Source organism: Rubripirellula lacrimiformis, assembly GCF_007741535.1.
GTDB lineage: Bacteria > Planctomycetota > Planctomycetia > Pirellulales > Pirellulaceae > Rubripirellula > Rubripirellula lacrimiformis.
In genome coordinates, this window is sequence record NZ_CP036525.1 from 1,442,065 (window position 1) to 1,460,052 (window position 17,988).

Annotated in this window: 13 protein-coding genes; 9 read left to right on the plus strand and 4 right to left on the minus strand. The window is 58.5% G+C overall.

The annotated features are described in order from the left end of the window. Positions 1 to 25: 25 nt before the first annotated feature. Positions 26 to 3,727 carry a methionine synthase gene (metH, locus tag K227x_RS05025; protein ID WP_145168470.1) on the minus strand — a complete coding sequence of 1,234 codons (3,702 nt, stop codon included), beginning with the start codon at positions 3,725 to 3,727 and terminating at the stop codon, positions 26 to 28. Positions 3,728 to 4,035: 308 nt separating this feature from the next. Between metH and K227x_RS05030 the strand changes: the two genes are divergently transcribed. Further along, complete coding sequence (locus tag K227x_RS05030; RefSeq protein ID WP_145168472.1) at positions 4,036 to 5,415, plus strand: hypothetical protein; 1,380 nt, start codon at positions 4,036 to 4,038, stop codon at positions 5,413 to 5,415. A 54-nt stretch (positions 5,416 to 5,469) separates the two neighbouring features. Beyond that, positions 5,470 to 6,888 (plus strand): division plane positioning ATPase MipZ, encoded by a 1,419-nt coding sequence (locus K227x_RS05035; RefSeq protein ID WP_145168474.1) that lies wholly within the window; start codon positions 5,470 to 5,472, stop codon positions 6,886 to 6,888. A gap of 21 nt (positions 6,889 to 6,909) precedes the next feature. Here the strand turns inward: K227x_RS05035 and K227x_RS05040 are convergent, their stop codons facing one another. From K227x_RS05040 to K227x_RS05050, 3 genes are all read right to left on the minus strand, one after another. Further along, complete coding sequence (locus K227x_RS05040) at positions 6,910 to 8,055, minus strand: methyltransferase domain-containing protein (protein WP_145168476.1); 1,146 nt, start codon at positions 8,053 to 8,055, stop codon at positions 6,910 to 6,912. Between the two features lie 106 nt (positions 8,056 to 8,161). Continuing rightward, complete coding sequence (arsS, locus tag K227x_RS05045) at positions 8,162 to 9,175, minus strand: arsenosugar biosynthesis radical SAM (seleno)protein ArsS (RefSeq protein WP_145168477.1); 1,014 nt, start codon at positions 9,173 to 9,175, stop codon at positions 8,162 to 8,164. Positions 9,176 to 9,245: 70 nt separating this feature from the next. Continuing rightward, positions 9,246 to 10,214, minus strand: coding sequence for a hypothetical protein (locus K227x_RS05050; protein ID WP_145168479.1), 969 nt, complete (start codon positions 10,212 to 10,214; stop codon positions 9,246 to 9,248). A 401-nt stretch (positions 10,215 to 10,615) separates the two neighbouring features. Here K227x_RS05050 and gcvT point away from each other — a divergent pair, with 401 nt between their 5' ends. The 7 genes from gcvT (at position 10,616) to K227x_RS05085 (ending at position 17,932) form a co-directional block, all read left to right on the plus strand. Beyond that, positions 10,616 to 11,740: a glycine cleavage system aminomethyltransferase GcvT gene (gene gcvT / locus K227x_RS05055; protein WP_145168481.1), complete on the plus strand. Its 1,125-nt coding sequence runs from the start codon at positions 10,616 to 10,618 to the stop codon at positions 11,738 to 11,740. Between the two features lie 71 nt (positions 11,741 to 11,811). Next, positions 11,812 to 12,213, plus strand: a complete 402-nt coding sequence (gcvH, locus tag K227x_RS05060) for a glycine cleavage system protein GcvH (protein WP_145168483.1) — start codon at positions 11,812 to 11,814, stop codon at positions 12,211 to 12,213. A gap of 141 nt (positions 12,214 to 12,354) precedes the next feature. Next, positions 12,355 to 13,182, plus strand: coding sequence for a lipoate--protein ligase family protein (locus K227x_RS05065; RefSeq protein ID WP_145168485.1), 828 nt, complete (start codon positions 12,355 to 12,357; stop codon positions 13,180 to 13,182). Between the two features lie 331 nt (positions 13,183 to 13,513). Then, positions 13,514 to 14,227, plus strand: coding sequence for an FHA domain-containing protein (locus K227x_RS05070; protein ID WP_145168487.1), 714 nt, complete (start codon positions 13,514 to 13,516; stop codon positions 14,225 to 14,227). Between the two features lie 116 nt (positions 14,228 to 14,343). Continuing rightward, the gene (locus K227x_RS05075; RefSeq protein WP_218933785.1) at positions 14,344 to 14,901 is read left to right on the plus strand and encodes an RNA polymerase sigma factor; all 558 of its coding nucleotides are present in this window, start codon (positions 14,344 to 14,346) and stop codon (positions 14,899 to 14,901) included. After that, positions 14,898 to 15,503 carry a hypothetical protein gene (locus tag K227x_RS05080; RefSeq protein WP_145168491.1) on the plus strand — a complete coding sequence of 202 codons (606 nt, stop codon included), beginning with the start codon at positions 14,898 to 14,900 and terminating at the stop codon, positions 15,501 to 15,503. Before K227x_RS05075 ends, K227x_RS05080 begins: the two co-directional genes overlap by 4 nt. Next, positions 15,500 to 17,932, plus strand: coding sequence for a carboxylesterase family protein (locus K227x_RS05085; protein WP_145168493.1), 2,433 nt, complete (start codon positions 15,500 to 15,502; stop codon positions 17,930 to 17,932). The genes K227x_RS05080 and K227x_RS05085 overlap by 4 nt, the downstream gene beginning before the upstream one ends. Positions 17,933 to 17,988 lie beyond the last annotated feature (56 nt).

Below are 17,988 nucleotides of genomic sequence, written 5' to 3' on the forward strand. Positions count from 1 at the left end.
TTCGGAAACACCACCGCAACCAGGGTCATTCCGGTTCGTAAGCCAAGTTGGATGCCAGCCATCGTTCGACTTCTTTGATCGGTAAGCCTTTGCGTTGGGCATACGATTCCATTTGATCCTTGGTCATACGGTCGACGCTAAAGTAGCGAGACTCGGGATGCCCAAAGTACAGCCCGCTAACCGATGCACCGGGATACATCGCATAGCTGGACGTCAATTCGATGCCCGTGTTCTTCTCGGCATCCAACAGGTCAAACAGAGTTCGTTTTTCAGTATGGTCCGGACAGGCTGGGTAACCGGCCGCGGGGCGGATGCCGCGATACTTTTCATCGATCAGTTCGTCGGTCGACAGATCTTCTTTGCTGCCAAATCCCCAATCGGTTCGAGCGCGTTGGTGAAGCATTTCAGCGAGTGCTTCGGCCATTCGATCGGCCACCGCTTGGACGATGATCGACGATTCGTCGTCGAGTTCATCTTTGTATTGCTTGGACAATGCCTCGGCACCGATCCCGGCGGTCACGGCAAAGCCGCCCAAATAGTCTTCGCGGCCACTGTCGACCGGTGCGATATAGTCAGCCAGTGATCGGTAGTCGGTGGTTCCCTTTCGTTCCCATTGTTGTCGCAGACAATGGAATCGTTTTGCTTCGGTCGTGCGTGACTGGTCGGTGTAGACGATGATGTCGTCGCCATCGGAGGCGGCTGGCCAGAACCCATAGACGGCTTTGGCGGTCAGCAACTTTCCAGCGATGATCCGGTCGATCATCAGGTTGGCTTTTTCGTAGACCTCTTTGGCGATTTCACCCACCGTTTCGTCCTTGAAAATCTTGGGGTACTTGCCCTTCAATTCCCAGGTCGAAAAGTACGGGGACCAATCGATGTAGGGGCGGATCTCGGCCAACGGCACGTCATCGAGCACACGCGTGCCGACGAACGATGGCTTGTCGATGGCGACGGTGTCCCAATCGGTTGCGAATCGTTTTTCGAGCGCCTCGGCGTAGGGGACCAATTTTTGTTGACGGTCGCGATAACTGGCTGCCAATTTTGCTTGTTCCACCACGTTGGCGGCAAGGTAGCCTTCGCGGTGATCTTTGCTGAGCAATCGTTCGACAACGTTGACACTGCGGCTGGCGTCCATGACGTGCAGCACAGGTCCATCGTAGGCTGGGGCGATTCGGACCGCGGTGTGTTTCGCGCTGGTCGTTGCACCACCTACCAACAGCGGCATGGTCATCTTGGCGCGTTTCATTTCGCGTGCAACATGGGCCATTTCGTCCAAGCTTGGTGTGATCAGTCCCGACAGCCCGATCATGTCGACTTTGTGTTCAACGGCGGCCGCTAGGATCTTTTCCGACGAAACCATCACGCCCAAATCGATGACTTGATAGTTGTTGCATTGCAGCACCACGCCGACGATGTTTTTGCCGATGTCATGGACATCGCCTTTGACGGTGGCGATCAGGAATTTCCCGCGTGCGTCGTCATCGATCGTGCCGTCGATGCGTTTTTCTTCTTCCATGAACGGTTCCAGGTAGGCGACCGCTTTCTTCATCACGCGCGCCGACTTGACCACTTGTGGCAAGAACATTTTGCCTTGGCCGAACAGGTCGCCAACCACGCTCATGCCAGCCATCAGCGGGCCTTCGATCACATGCAGGCAACGATCGTAGTGCTGGCGAGCTTCTTCGGTGTCCTCGACGATGTACTTGTCGATCCCCTTGATCAAGGCATGCTTCATCCGTCCGGCGATCGGTTGATCACGCCAGGCTAGGTCTTCGCCCGATTTCTTTTTGCCGCCGACGCCTTTGACGGATTCGGCAAAATCAAGCATCCGGTCGGTGGCATCTGGGCGTCGGTTCCAGAGCACATCTTCGACGTGTTCCAACAGGTCTTTGGGGATCTCTTCGTAGACTTCCAATTGCCCCGCGTTGACGATGCCCATGTCCAAGCCGGCTTTGATGGCGCGGTACAGGAACGCACTGTGGATCGCTTCGCGGACAACGTCGTTGCCTCGGAAACTGAAACTGATGTTGCTGACCCCGCCGCTGGTTTTGACGCCCGGGCATTCCTTTTTGATTCGCGAGATCGCGTTGACGAAATCGTTGGCGTAATTGTTGTGTTCTTCCATGCCCGTCGCGACGGTCAGGATGTTGGGGTCAAAAATGATGTCTTCGGGCGGGAAGTCCGCTTGGTGGACCAACAGGTCGTAGGCGCGTTTGCAGATGCGAACCTTGTTGTCTTCATCGGCAGCCTGTCCGTCCTCGTCGAACGCCATCACGACGGCGGCAGCACCGTACTTGCGAACCAATTTGGCACGCCGAATGAATTCTTCTTCGCCGTCTTTGAGCGAAATCGAATTGACGATCGATTTGCCCTGAACATTGCGCAGTCCGGCTTCTAAGACTTCCCACTTGCTGCTGTCGATCATGACAGGGACCGACGCGGCTACGTCGTCGCCCGAGATCAGCCGCAGGAACCGTGTCATCGCTTCGGCCCCGTCCAGCAGCGCATCGTCGAAGTTGATGTCGATGATGGTCGCACCGTTTTGGACTTGTTCCCGCGCTACTTCGACGGCTTCTTCGTACTTTTCGCCGCGAATCAGGTTGGCAAATTTCCGGCTACCGGTGACGTTGGTTCGTTCGCCGACCATCGTGAACGGGATTTCCGGACGCATGGTCATGGGAAGCTGACCCGACAACCGGGTGTAGACCGGGCCCGGTGTTTCCTGCTTGGGTTTCATGCCGGCGACCTTGGCCGCCATCGCTGCGATGTGGTCCGGGGTGGTTCCACAGCAACCGCCCAACACGTTCAACCAGCCGTTGGCAGCATATTCGCCGACCTTTTCGGCCATCGCCGCAGGGCCGAGGTCGAACTGGCCCATCTCGTTTGGCAAACCAGCGTTGGGGTGACAGCTGATCGGAATGCCGGCGACCTGAGAGAGTTCTTCGATGTGAGGACGCATCACGTCGGGACCGAGGGCGCAGTTCATCCCGACCGACAAGAGCGGGAAGTGGTTGATCGCGGTCCAAAACGCTTCGACGCTTTGTGCACTGACGAAGGTACGGCCACCGTCGGCAAAGGTGCCCGACGCCATCACGGGGACCCTGCGCCCACCGGCGTCAAAGTAGTCCTGGATCGCAAACAGACAGGCTTTCAGGTTCAGGGTGTCGATCGCCGTTTCGGGCATCAGAATATCGACGCCAGCTTCGCAGAGCGATTTGACCTGGGCGCGATAGCTATCGGCCATTTCCATGAACGTGGTTTCACGGTGCGCCGGGTCGTCCTTGGTGCTGATGGCCAGTTGGCGGGTGGTTGGGCCGATCGATCCGGCGACGAAGCGAGGCTTGTCAGGGGTCCGCTCGGTCCACTGGTCCGCTGCTTTGCGGGCACAGGCGACCGCCGCGCGGTTGATTTCGTCGACCAGTTCTAGCGGCAGGTTGAATTCGATCATCCCGACCGGCGATGCACCAAACGAATTGGTCTCGACGATGTCGCTGCCGGCTTCGTAGTAGGCCGAGTGGATGGCCGTGATCTTTTCCGGATGGGTCAAACAAAGAATGTCGGAAAAATTCTTCAGGTCCCGATCGTGTTCGGCGAACCGATCCGATCGGACGGCCGCTTCATCCAGCCCCAAACGCTGAATCATGGTCCCCATCGCTCCGTCAAGAAGCAGGATGCGTTGGCGGAGCAGATCGTTTAGCAGGGCGCTGGTGGGGTCGGCTGAAATCATGGCTGACGCTGTTTCACGGAAGGATCGGAGAGCACATCTGGAAGTGACTAACGGGACTAATCTTCGTTCTGAAACGGTTTGATCACAACCCAAGCCTAGGGGGAATTGCTGTTTCGTCTTGCTTGATCGTTCAACTTTCGCTATTCCGCAGAACCCTAAAGATCCGGAAGCAACGTTCCGATGATAAAGAACAGGGCCGTAAGGTCCGGGTTCATGGCATTTCAGCGAACATCCGAATGATGCTGCTCGGCGACCTAAAAGCGAGTTAGCGGCATTTTTGTTCACCCTCGACCACCAGGAAGCATCGTATGACCGTCTCGCCAAAGCGGCCTCTAGACGGCAATCGCCAATCCAAAACTGATCGAAATCAGGAAGCAACTGGCTTCGCGAGTGATGCTTCGGCACTGCCGCCTGTCCTGTTCAAGCTTCCGAATGTCGCATCAGAAACGAAGCCGGCTGTCTCTGCCCAACCAAACAATCAGTCGCCTTCGATGCCATTGCCAGGTTCGACAGGTGTGCAATCGACCCCATTGGGGGCGTCTGACGCCGTTGCCGGCGCTGTCCCCCCCTCCAACAACGTGCCGCCCAACGGCACGTCGGTCAGCAGCGCACCGGTCAACAGCGCACCGGCCAATGCCGGTGCTCCCGCCAATCGGCAATTTGCACCGCGTGATCCCATGGCCGGGATCCAGGTCACTGCCCCTGATCCGGCACCCGTGCGACAAGCCGCCATTGCACCCGCACCGCAAATCGCAGCGCAGCAAACCGCAGCGCAGCAAGCCACAGCACAGCAAGCCACAGCACAGGCGATCGCCGCACGACCAGCCCCCGCGCCGTATGGCGCAGGGCAGCACGTCGCAGGGCATCAAGATGTCGCTTATCCGACAGCGGGCCAATCCGAAATCGGTCAGCCATCGGCGACCGCGCCAGCGTCCGACTCTGGACCGAACAATCCACCGCACGACGCACCTGGTGCCGAGCCGCAGCGGCGGGCTTTTGCCGGCCGATCGTCGGCGGACATGGACGTTCGCCCCGCAGGACGAACTTGGGCCGAAGCCGTGATGGCACACCGGGCCGTGTTGAGCCTGTTGGCCGTCGTGATCGCGGTTGCCCTTTGGACCAGTCGTGGGACATCCGATTCGACGGACGTCGATTCGATGGCCGAAGTCGACGAAGCGTTCGAGATCGAAACGGGTGACTTGGCGACCAGTTTCCCATCGGCGGATTCGTTTGCGACTTCGTCCGCAGCGGCTGGTTCGTCAGCCGGTTTGCCACGTGCGGCGAATTCATCGTCCGCAGCCATCGACGACAGCAGCGAAGAACATGCATCGGTGGCGCTGAACGCACCGGAGCCTACCACCGCGGACGCCGATACCGTTTCCCGCAGCATCAGCGATCGTGACCGTGCCGATGCAACTCCATCGTTCGGTCAGTCCAGTGTGCCAGCATCGACGGTCTCTAGCCGAACCCCCAGTGGTTTGCCTTCGCTAGAAGATCTGGTTTCCGGCCCAGATGGCACTGACTGGGAAACGCCAGCCAGCACCGCCGCACCGACCAACGCGGCCCCACCGGTCCGTCAAGGCGAAGCGGAATTCACGGGCCCAGAGCCGTCGCGAACTCCGGCACCGGTTCAAGACTGGTTGAAGTATTTGCCACAGACGGCGCCTCCCGTCAGCAGCGTTGAGTAGTTTCCTGCTGCGTCCCCCCTATCCATTCGTTCTCTACTTAGACGTGTTGTCATCATGAGCTTGACTGACCAGGCTTTCGTAAAAGCGTTCGCACGACGCAATCGAAACACCGACGCATCGCCCCAACAAGCCGCAACATCCAAGCCGTCATCGGATGAGTTGACTCTAGACGAACGAGTCGCTGATTCGGCCACGTTGTGGGTCGACCCGACGGAAAACAAGCTGGCCCGAGGCGACTCGCCCGCTCCGGCAGTGCCGCGGCCTCATATCGATCCGTCGCCCGTCGTCGCTCGTCCCGAGCCGGCCTGGGTGATCCCCGCGGATTCTGTCGCATCGCCATCACCGGTCCCGACGCCAGTTCAACCACAGGCACAGGCGCTGCAACCTTCACCGCCGGCACCCGAAGTGGCCGCAAACGCAGCGGTCGACAATATCGCCGAACTGGTGTCATCGTTGCAGCAAATTCATACCGCCTATGGCACGATTGATTCGTCCGAAGAACTGATGTGGGTCGAATCGACGACCATGCCTGCGACCAAGGTCCGGCCAACGGAAGACGCCCCCGCAGAAATCGCTCAGCGGGCTGCCGCAGCGCCTGCCGAGATGCCAACGACTGAGTATCCAGCGACTGAGTATCCAGCAACTGAGTATCCAGCAACTGAGTATCCGGCCACTGAATCGCCAGCACCCATAACGCCAGCACCCGCGGCTTCCGTTGGCGTTGCCACCGGTGCACCGGCTAGTGAACGCGATTTGTATCCCAGCAAAGCTGCCGCGGCGAAGACCGTTGTCGATCCGCAGCCAGCGGCCAAACCAGAACCGCTGGCCGAACGTCCGTCGTTCCAGGCCGCCTGGGAAGTCGATGTATTTGACATCCCTAAAACCGTTGCCGATCTGTTCTTTGACGAAAGCCTGTTTCAGAACCTGTCCGATCGGATGGGGGAAGCCGTTGCGGGTGGACTTCGCACGATGTTGGTGACCAGCGTTCAACGTGGCGAAGGACGAAGCAGCGTCGCCATCGGAATCGCCTTGGCCGCCGCCGCGTCGGGAGTCCGTGTGGCGCTTGTCGATGCTGATATCGATGAGCCAACCTTGGCCGACGATTTGCGATTGGATCTCGAATTTGGTTGGCTGGATACGGTTCGCTGTGGTCTGCCCATCCGCGAAGTCGCCGTGCATGCCGTCGAAGATTCGTTGACATTGATCCCATTGGTCGATGTCGAACGGGCCCAAACGGCCAGCGCCGAAGAAATCAGTCTGTTGGTGGAAGACCTTCGCGATCGATTCGATCTGGTCGTCATCGATGGACCCGCTGGGGATTCCAGCCGGCTGCGTCCGTTCACAACAGCGATCGACAGTGCGATCATCGTTCGTGATGGGAAGCGGACCAACCAAGCCGCCGTCGAATCCTTTGCTTCGCGTTTGACTCGGTCTGGCGTCCAGGGCGTGGGCATGGTCGAAAACTTTATCTAATGCAACCTAGCTGCATGTCGGCTAGCAGCAGCCATCGGACCCGCAACAATCATCGCCGATGATGTTCAATCCGATGACGGTGCTCGGGCGTTGGGTGGCTTTTGCGGACGGGGCTGTGTCCGTTTCCGCTGGTGTTTCGCCGGCGGCATCGGACTCTGTCGCGGACATCAATCCGATGAACGATGATGCGTAGGGTTCTGCGATCATCCGCATTCGAGTCCCACGCGTGGTTGGCGATCGTTGGCCGCGCAGGAAACGTTGCCCTTGATCGTCGACGACTTCACTGAACGGGCCTCGATAGATGACCGCATCTTCGCAGGGGCCATCGGTGATGGGGGATCCCTTGTAAGCGATCACCGTGGCGGATCGGAATTCGATTCCTTGGACTTTCTGCCACGCCTCTTTCTGCAGCACGGGCATCTCGATGCCATGAAAGCCTGCGTCTGCGAACGCGTCCATGAACTGACGTTCTTCCAACGCGCCGGAGATGCAACCGCTCCACAGTACCGGATCCCGCTGCATTTGAATCGGGACCGGTTGGTCGCTGACGATGTCGCTGATGACCGCTCGGCCGCCCGGTTTCAGAACACGAAAGATCTCGGCGAACAAGGCTGCCTTCTCGGCTGAATCGACCAGGTTCAACACACAGTTACTGACGACCACGTCGACGGAATTGTCCGCAATCATGGGCCGCTGCGTCCGCATTTCGGCGATGAATGATTCCAGACGCTGGAGTCCGGCTTCGTCGCTAACCGGTTGTTCCTTCAAGTAAGCGTCGACGGCATCGCGGTCGATCGCCATGTCCTGGATCTTGCCTTTGCAGAAATGCACGTTGTCATAGCCCACTGCCGCCGCGACGGCGGTTTGGCTGCGGCGGGCCAGTTCCAGCATGACGTCATTCATGTCGACGCCGATGACTTTGCCGGCGGCGCCGACCACTTGGGATGCGATGAAACAGATCTTTCCGCCACCGCTGCCCAAGTCCAAAACCGTCTCGCCCGCGCGGACGTATTTCGATGGATCACCGCAGCCGTAGTCACGGTCGATCACTTCCTGAGGGATCACCTTCAAGTACTTTGCGTCATAATCCACCGGGCAACACAGTTCGGCTTCACGAGCTTCGGCAGCGGCAGAGTATCGTTGGCGGACGGCTTGTTCGGTGTTCATCTGGCAGTCGCGAATTTTGAGGGGGGGAATAGAGAGTCACGTCGCTGTGGGATGCGATGCATCATTGGGACAGAACCCACCGCGGTGATGCGGTGACAGTCCGTCTTTACGTGATCACAGCGCCGCCGCAACTACTGCCCGCACCGGCGGTGCATCCGTAACAGTGGTCGGCGATGGCGATCGGGCGGTCGACAAAGTCTTGGATCGATTCGACATCCCAGATCGTGGTTGGTGTGCCGCCACTGATGGGGATCTCTAGCATTTGGTTGAAATCACAGTCGAAGATCTGGCCATCCCAACTGATCGAAACCAGTGATCGGCACATCACTTGTTCGGCCGCCGCCGGATTGAAGTTGTCCGCCAACAGTCGCATGTAATCGTCCAGCTTGCCGCGTTTGGCTAAGTAGGTCGCGTAACGTTTGATCGGGATGTTGGTGATGCACAACAGATGATCAAAGTCGATGTCGAAACGTTGCTTCAGTTCGCGTTTGTAATCCGTTTCTAGCGAATGTTGGTCGGGCGGCAGCGAGGGACCGGTGGGGTTGAAGACCAGGTCTAGTCTGCGCTGGGGATCGCCTTTGCCGTAGCCGAGTGCATTGAGTTGATGCAGCCCAGCGATGCTTTTCAAAAACACACCATCCCCGCGTTGGCCGTCCACGTTGTCTTCGAGGTAACAGGGCAACGACGCGACGACATCCACGTTGTGTTGAGCCAAGAAATCAGCGGCCCACTCGTAACCCGGTTGCGACAGGATCGTCAGATTGCAGCGATCGATCACCCGGATGCCGCGGCTGCGAAACGATTCGACCAGCCTGCGGAAGTGAGGGTTCATCTCGGGGGCGCCGCCGGTCAAGTCGACCGTGTTCAGCGATTGGCATGATCGGGAAAGTTCGATGATTCGATCTGCCGTTTCGGCCCCCATGTTTTCGCGTTTTTTGGTGGGGCCGGCTTCGACATGGCAGTGCGTGCAGGTCTGATTGCACAGTTTGCCAAGGTTGATCTGTAGTTCCGTGATCGCACGCCGGGTCAGCGGCGGGCCGACCGTTGCCATGGTTTGTTGGAACGGCGGGACCACTCCGGTCGGCAAACCGGCGTCAATGATGGGTAACAGTGAACGCATAAGGCCCGCGGGAAATGAATGCTTGCGAAGATGAAGGTGCCGTTAACATGGTACCACTAGGATTCAATAATCAATGGGGGCCGCCATCCGCATCCACACCATCGTTCTCCGGTCCGGAATCGCTGGGGGCGGCCGAAACCGTTTGGGCGATCAGTGCGATGACGGCATAGACGCGGTGCCCCATCTGCCATCGCCACGGACCGTGGAACTGGGAACCGGCGATGCGGTCACACACCGCTGGTGATAGTCGGTGCATCAAAACGGCAGCGTTCAGTCCGGTAAAAAAATTCCGTGCTTCGATCGCAGTTCGAACCAACATCGGCAGTTGGGCCGGCGATACGCGTGCGAGGTCGGGCAACGTGTCGGATGAAACCACGTCGGTGATCAGGACGATCGTGCCGCCCGGCCGAGTCAACCGAGCCAGCAGATTCAAATGCCCATCACGGATCGCCAACACCGCGTCGGCAAATCGGGGATGCGACGCAGGAACACGTCCAACGACGGTGTCGATCAACTGCGATACCAAGCAGGCGGAAACGACGACATCACAGGGTTCGATCGAATCGACTTTGGGATTCGCCGCGATCTGAATGAATCGATCCCAATCGGCATCCGACGCGGTCGCCGCGTCGCGGGGCAAACTGTGTAACGCTCCGCTAAGATCCACCGGGCACTTGACCGTGATGCGCTGCGCCAGGGGATGCGGCAATCGAGACATGCAGCGCGTGATCGCGTCCGGATCGATGTCGGCCACCGTGATGGACCAATACGCTGCATCCAGGGTAGGCAAATCGATGTCGTTGCCGTTCCCCACGCCCAGGATCAGCAGGCTGTCAGAATCTACGCGGCCGGAGTCCTTCTTGTCAGCGTCCTGATATCCCGCCACTTCGTTGGCTGCACGTCTTTGGCCGGCGACTTGGGTTAGCAGATGGGTGACTTGTTGGCGATGCTGCGCAAACTGGTCCCAATCGTCTCGAGTCCGTTCGTTGCGTTGGCGTTGGATTCGGGCGGATGACGTGATCGATTCAGATCCTGTCAACGGACTCGCCCTCGTTCGGCGTTGTTGCAGCGTTTGACGATCTGACGTCCCATCCACCCGGGTGCGGGTTGGATTTTTACCGATCGGAAGCGACGAGGCGAATTCGACATCGGTGGGCTCTTGGGGGGGGATGTTGGAATTCTAAATGTCGCCGGCGGATTGCGCCGCGGCGACGGTTTGGATGATGTGCGACGTAACTGTCACGCCAGCCCGATCGCATGCCGACAACCGCATGCACAGCCAGCGCCGGTCGGTACAGCTTATCGGGTTCGATGGCCGGGTGGGCCTACGGCGCCCCGGATGTCGGAAAGATCGCATATCGGTAAACTTGGGCCTGGTTTGTTCGATTCCATCGAGAACGTCGCCGCGTTTTCACTGATCTCACCACCGGCTTGCTTCGCATGACAGATTCGCTCCAGTTCACTCCCTTGGATACTTGGCACCGTCAGGCCGGGGCCAAAATGGTGCCCTTCGCCGGGTACGAGATGCCGATCCAGTATTCGTCGATCGTGACCGAACACCACGCCTGTCGAAATTCAGCGGCGCTCTTCGACGTGTCGCACATGGGGCGGCTGCGGTTCGACGGTGATGGCAGCGAATTATTGTTGGACCGACTGCTGACGCGACGCGTTTCCGATTTGAAGCTCGGTCGGGTTCGCTATGGTTTGATCTGCAACGATGAAGGCGGCATCCTGGACGATGTGCTGGTTTCGAATCTAGAAACCCCGTCACAGCGGCGTTTCCATCTGATGGTGGTCAACGCATCGAACCGGCAAAAGATCATCGATTGGATCACGCCGATTCTGGATGATTTCCCGACCGTGACGATGTCGGACCGGACGCCCCTGACGGCCATGATCGCAGTCCAAGGTCCCAAGGCGATCGACGTTTGCAAACGGTTGTTCAAGTTTGATCCCAGTCGGCTGAAGTACTATCAGGCAGCCATCACCGACCAGTTCGCCAAGCCTGCGATCATCAGCCGGACCGGATACACCGGCGAAGACGGGTTCGAATTGGTGGTCCGCGCCGAGGAAGCCACGCGAGTTTGGGAAAACCTGATGCTGGTCGGACGCGACGAGGGCTTTGTCGCCGCCGGGTTGGGTGCCCGCGATACGCTGCGGATGGAAGCCGCGATGCCGCTGTACGGACACGAACTGAACGAAACGATCGATCCGATCACCGCAGGATTGTCGTTCGCCTGTACGCTAGAAAACCATAGTTTTATCGGCGAAGAGGCGATCCGAAAGGTTGCCGCCGATGGTCCCGCCCAGGTGCGCATCGGACTGTTGCCTGAAGGAAAGCGTCCCGCCCGCGAGGGGTCGGATGTGTTGACCGCCGAGGGTCAGAAGATCGGGACGGTCACCAGCGGTGGTCCATCGCCGACTTTGGGACACCCGATCGCGATGGCTTACGTTGACGCACAGCACGCGGCATTGTCGAATTACCAGATCGACATTCGTGGCAAGGTGGTCGCGGCCAAGCCCACTGCCCTGCCCTTTTATCGCCGGCCCGCTGCTGCGTCCTAATGCGGCGACCAAGCCACCGCCTTTACCGAACACGCCTCTCTTTTTGATCCGTCCCAAGGAACCCACTGATCATGTCTCGTGACCCATCCCAATTGTTGTATGCCGAAACCCACGAGTGGGCGGACTTGGTGACGGATGCAGATCAGTCGATCGCCACGGTCGGTATTTCGGCGTTTGCTATCGAACAGCTGAACGATTTGGTTTACATGGATTTGCCCGAGGTCGGCAAAGCCGTGGTTGCCGGCGAAGAATTCGGCGAGGTTGAATCGGTCAAAGCGGTCAGCCCGCTGTACAGCCCGGTGACGGGGGAAGTGATCGAAGTCCACGCCGATCTGCCGGATCAATTGGACCAGCTGAACGACGATCCCTACAACTTCGGTTGGATTCTGAAGGTCAAATTGGCTGATAACGATGGACGTGATCGTTTGATGGACCACGCTGCCTACGAAAAACAATGTGCGGATGCGGGCTAGTCGATTGCGAAACCTTCGACGCGTTCAAAACTGTCTCCGCCGGGGCGGTGTGTTTCGGACACTCGCCCGGCTTCTAACCCTGGTGGCTGTGCCGTATCGGCCGGCGGCTGATGCGATCTGCGTATCCGGAGGTCGGCACTGATGTCGTTGGACGAGGGTCGACTGATCGATTTAGCGGCTGGCGATGCGGCCGAGAATATGTCGCTGGATCAGGCCATGTTGGAATCCGTCGATCAGGGTGGACCGCCGACATTGCGTTTGTACCGATGGCGAAAACCGACGTTGTCGCTGGGTTATTTCCAGCGATACGCCGACCGGAAACAACACTCGGAAAGCAGCCAGTGTGTTTGCGTGCGTCGAGGGTCGGGCGGCGGTGCGATCCTTCACGATTCCGAATTGACCTACAGTTTGGCTTGGCCGATTGACCCTCGGCAAACCGGTGCCAATACGCGGCTGTATCGTCTGACCCACGATGCGATTGCCCGTGCGATCGCTGAATTTGGGCTGCGAGCGGTGCCCCACTCGGTTGCCGGAAGAAACGACATTTCGTCTGGATTGGCAGCGTCCGCGGAGTCGGGCCAAGCCGATCGGGATGACAATCCGGCACGATCAGTGGCCGAAAAACGCCCCGATCCGTTTCTTTGTTTCCAGCGGCGTACGGCTGATGACCTGATTGTCAGCGGGTACAAAGTGCTGGGCAGCGCCCAGCGAAAAGGCAAACGGGCGGTGTTGCAGCATGGCAGTCTGTTGGTTCGGGCCAGTCCTTTTGCCCCTGAATTGCCGGGGATCTGGGATTTAGGTGGGGCAACCGATTCGGTCCAGCAAATCGCCGCGTGCGTGGCCAGCAATCTGTCGCAGACTCTGCAGATCGCTTGGAACAAGGCTCCGTTTAGCCGGGCTGAAGTCGTCGCGGCCCAAAAGATCGCACAGGATCGTTACGATAATCCGGATTGGCTTGCCCGTCGTTAGGTGGGTCATGTTCACCTAATGTGGGCGGGTCTTGTCCGCCGATTACTATGTAACGTTGTGTCGATTTGCCGTGTTTGTGCCTAACCGGGATATTCTCCGCCTTGAAAGCGCTTAGAATAGAAATGATCTCGGGGCCCAGCGGCGTGAATTCCTTCGATGATGGTGGCCAAATTGACATCCATTGTCATCGACAAGTGTGTCCCGAGAATGAGTCGACGACCTTGCTGATACCAGCTGCCGATTCGACTGATGTCGTTTCTAGGCCTCGGAAAATTTTCTTAGCCATTGCCGAGCTTGGGTCGTTGTTAACTGTGCCAACAGAGGGTGATCGATGCAGGTGAAGCTGAAGGTCCTAACCGGGAGTCACGAAGGCAAGGAAATTGCCGTCTCTAGCGAGAAATTTCTGGTTGGACGTAGCGAAGTATGCCAATTGCGCCCTAAGAGCGAATCGGTCAGTCGCAAGCACTGCATCATCGTCTTGAAGGACAATCGCGTTCTGGTTCAAGACTTGAAGAGTCGCAATGGGACGTTCGTCAACGACAAACGTTTGCCCGTCGACAAAGCCAAAGTACTCAAAGGTGGCGACGAACTTCGAATCGGCAAATTGCTATTCGAGGTTGTCATCGAACATGGCCTGCAAGCGGCCAAGAAACCCGAAGTCGCGGACGTCGGTGATGCCGCTGCTCGTACCGTCGAAGCCGGATCGCAAGACAGTCGGTTCGAAGCCGTCGATGTTGGCGATTGGTTGGACGAAGCCGATCAGATTGACCGTGTCCGCAAATTGTCCGATCCCGAAACCCGACAATTCCATTTGGATCAGAGCGTCGATTCGGCGGACTCTGGGGATCCAAGTTCGGACAACAAAGATTCCGATGGTGACAGCACGGACCTGTCCGTCAGCGAGTCAACGACGGCAAAGAAACGGCCCGACAAAAAGAAAAAACAAGCACCGGGCAAACTGCCTGCCGATATGAAGAAGGCGATGACGGACAATTCACGTGATGCCGCCGACAACGCGTTGAAGCGGTTCTTCAGCGGTCGCTAATGCTGCGTTCGCACCAGAGGTGCGGTATCGGCGGCAAGCGAATGTTCGCTCGGGGGCCGTCGTGGAATTTGCCCGAATTCCCTGTGATTCATTTGATCGCGATCGAGGTTTTTTCGATGGACGAGTCCAACGCCGCCTTGGTCGAACAGTTCTTTGCCTGTGACGAACAAGCGTTTGACAAGTTGGTCGGACGCCATCATTCGTTGGTGTTCCGCGTTTGTCTGCGGATGCTAGGTCATCGACAAGATGCCGAAGACGCCACTCAAGAAACGTTTTCGCGGATGGCCAGGTATTTAAGCCGGTGGGACCAGCGGCGTCCCTTGGAACCGTGGTTGGTGACGATCGCTGGGAATCGTTGCCGTTCTTTGATCGCTGGAAAACAGCGACGTCATGTTTTCCCGCTTGCCGACGATCCGGCAACCACGTCCGCCGCTGAACAGCAAAATGCTGATCAGTTGGCCGAAGAAGTGGGGCTGGCGCTGGCACAACTGCCGGCCGAACAGCGGATGGCGTTTGAACTGTTCCACCAGCAGTCGATGGGGTACGCCGACATTGCAGCGAAGATGGGACGGCCCGTCGGCACGATCAAAACGTGGGTCCATCGTACTCGCAACCACCTGATCGAATCGCTTTGTCAGCGAGAGGTTCTTTCGGCCAACGGAGGTGTATCGTGAACTCGAGGCCGGAAGATTCCCCACGCGAATCGATCGACGGTTCGCCGTGCGATGCGTTTGAAGATTCGGTGCAACGATGTCTGGACCAACGGCAATCGCCGCTGGCCGATGAACGTTTGGTGCAGCATGCGCAGCTGTGTTCGCGTTGCCATCAGCGGCTGCAGGCTTGGACGCAGGTCCAGTCTTACGTGACGCGATCGGAAACCGGGTTGGATAGCGTGGCGGGCGGCACGGCACTGCACGCACCCATCGGTCGCACCGGCGGGCTATCGCGTCGATTCGGTGGGCTGATGACTGCTGCGGTCGTCGCCGGGCTGACGTTGACCGGATGGTCCTACTATCGCAGTCATTCCGCGGATCAGTCCGTCGCCGACGCATCGATGTTGGGCGATGCTCGTTTGATGTCTGTGGCCGATGGTTCCGATATCCATTTGGCAGGCGACGATCTTTTGTTTTGGTGGCAGGGGGTTCAACAGCGAGATTGGATTCAGCAGACGATGCCTGCCGTTCGCTCGGTCCGCGAGGGCGTCGCACCGGTGGGGCGATCGCTGCGTCGAGCTGTCACGATTTTGGCCACTGGCAGCCAGGGGCAAACCTCATGATCACTTTGCGAACGGCATTCGGTGGGCTCGTCGCTTCGGTGCTGCGATCGCCGTGGGCGTGGTGGATGCTGTTGGTGACTGGAACTGCATTCGGTGGTCCCGTGGCACGGGCGGAACAGATTTTTCAGCTTCGAAACGGGATGGTGCTGCGCGGTTTGATGGCCGAGGTTCCAACCCTGAAGGAAGGTTTTGGGGCCGCCGCGGCGGGCCAGGCCAATGTGTCGCCGATCTGGTTGATCGATGACGGACTGCGTCGTGTCTACATTCACGGCAAAGGAATGACGCAGGGGAATCCGATCGATGTCGCCGATCCAACGCAGGGGATCGACCTTTGGCAACCGACTCCGCTGGGCGGGAAAGCTGTCGCGGGTTTGGGGTCGATCTTGGCGGTCTCGCCGTTCAACGAATACGGGCGCCGACTGTTGACGATGCGTGGCCCCGAAGGCCCGGTGAACGTGGTCCAAGGGATCAAAGAACTGAATTCTCGCTACACCAAGTTGAGCGCGCTGAAGGGAAATCCGTCGTTGTTGTGGGATATGCGAGTCGCGACCGCGTCGATCGATTCAGCAACGCTGAAGCGGATCTTTGACAGACGCATCCCAGCCGATGATCTTGACGCGAAACTGCAGACAGTGCGTTTCTTCCAGGACGCGAAACGTTTTGATGACGCGAAAGAGGCTCTGTCTGCAATCGAGCCGTTCCCGGCGGACATCGATCGTGACGCGATGCTGATCGCGTTGACCGAACAACAGGCTGGCCAATTGTTGGACGAAGCCAAAGTTCGTGCGGCCGCCGGTCAGTACCAGTTGGCTCGCGGGATCCTTTCAAATTTCCCGACACAGGCCGTGGGGCGAATCACTCGTATCCAGGTCCAAGACGAACTGAAGAAACTGGACGATTCTGCTGGCGAAGCGGCCGCGTTGAGCCAGTTGCTGCGTGATCATGTTGCCAAGTTAGTGCCGGCCCAAGCCGAACCTCTGGCTGGCATCGTTGACGAAATCAGCCAGGGCCTGTCGCCTGACACGTTGTCTCGGCTGAGCGATTTTTCACGGTTGGGGAAATCCGAAGATGTCGCCTTGGATGATCGGGTGGCGTTGGCGATTGCGGGTTGGTTGTTGGGCAGTGGTTCGGGGGAACAGAATCTAAGCGTGGCTACCGCACTGATCAAAGTACGCGATTTGGTCGCCGAGTATCTGGGACCGGCCGATCCGCTTCGCCGCCAAGCGATCTTGGAAACTTTGGCGACCCTGGAAGGTGCCCAACCGGAATACGTTGATCGGATGCTGCCGTTGTTGGCGCCGCCGCTGGATTGGCCCGCAGGATCGGCTGTCGAAGGTGTTGACGGTTTTTACAGCGTCGATACCGAACGTGCACGGTACGCGATCCAGTTGCCGCCCGAATACAACCCACTGCGTTCCTATCCGTGCGTGTTGGCATTGCACGGTGCAGGCGGCTATGCCGAGGACGAAATCGATTGGTGGGCCGGCGCGGTTCGCCCGGACCAAGTGGCTAGCCAGCCAGCGCAGCAAAACGGCGAACCGGTCCTTCAAGATCGCCAACCCACCAAGTCACGACTGGGGCACGCTTCGCGCAACGGTTTCATCGTGGTCGCCCCGGTCTGGAGCCGCACCGGTCAGGCAGTCTACGAGTACACGCCGCAGGAACATGAACGAGTGTTGGCGGCGATGCGGGACGCGATGCGGCGGGCGTCGATCGATTCCGATCGGATCTACATCTCTGGCCATGGCGAAGGGGGAACGGCAGCGTGGGACATGGCGCTGGCGCACCCGGATCTATGGGCCGGCATGATTCCGATCAGCGGATCGCCGTCAAAGACCGTGCATCACTTTGAATTGAACGCTCGTTACCTGCCGATGTACATCGTGATGGGCGAATTGGACGCGGTTCGTGCCGACGGATCGATCATGGACGACTACATGTCTTTCAACCACGATGCGATGGTTGTGATGTATCGTGGCCGTGGCCGCGAACCATTCTTTGACGAAATCCCGAGACTGTTTGAATGGATGCAGTCGCCTGCCCATCGTCGTCGTGATCCGCCCCAAGAAATCGCGGTTTCGACGATGCGAGCCGGGGACCAATTCTTTTGGTGGTTAGAACTGAACGATCTGAAGCCCGACGTGCAAATCGATCCGATCCTGTGGTCGACCGCATCACGAATTCGATCCGGCAAAGTCAACGCTTCGATTGGAACGGGCAATCAAGTTCGTATCAGCGGGCCGGCGGAACGGTTCACCGTGATGTTCCGACCCCAGCCGGGAATCGACATGGCTGACGAGATCGTGGTTCGCGCGGGCAATCGGCCCTATCGGTTCCAGTTTGATGGATCGTTGGAAGTATTGCTGGAAGATGCGCGTCGCCGGGCGGATCGAAAGCGGGCATTTTGGTTTCGAGCCACCATTCCCTAGCGTCGTTCGCCCAACGAACCACTGTCCGGTTTGCTACTGAATCCCCTTTTCGCACC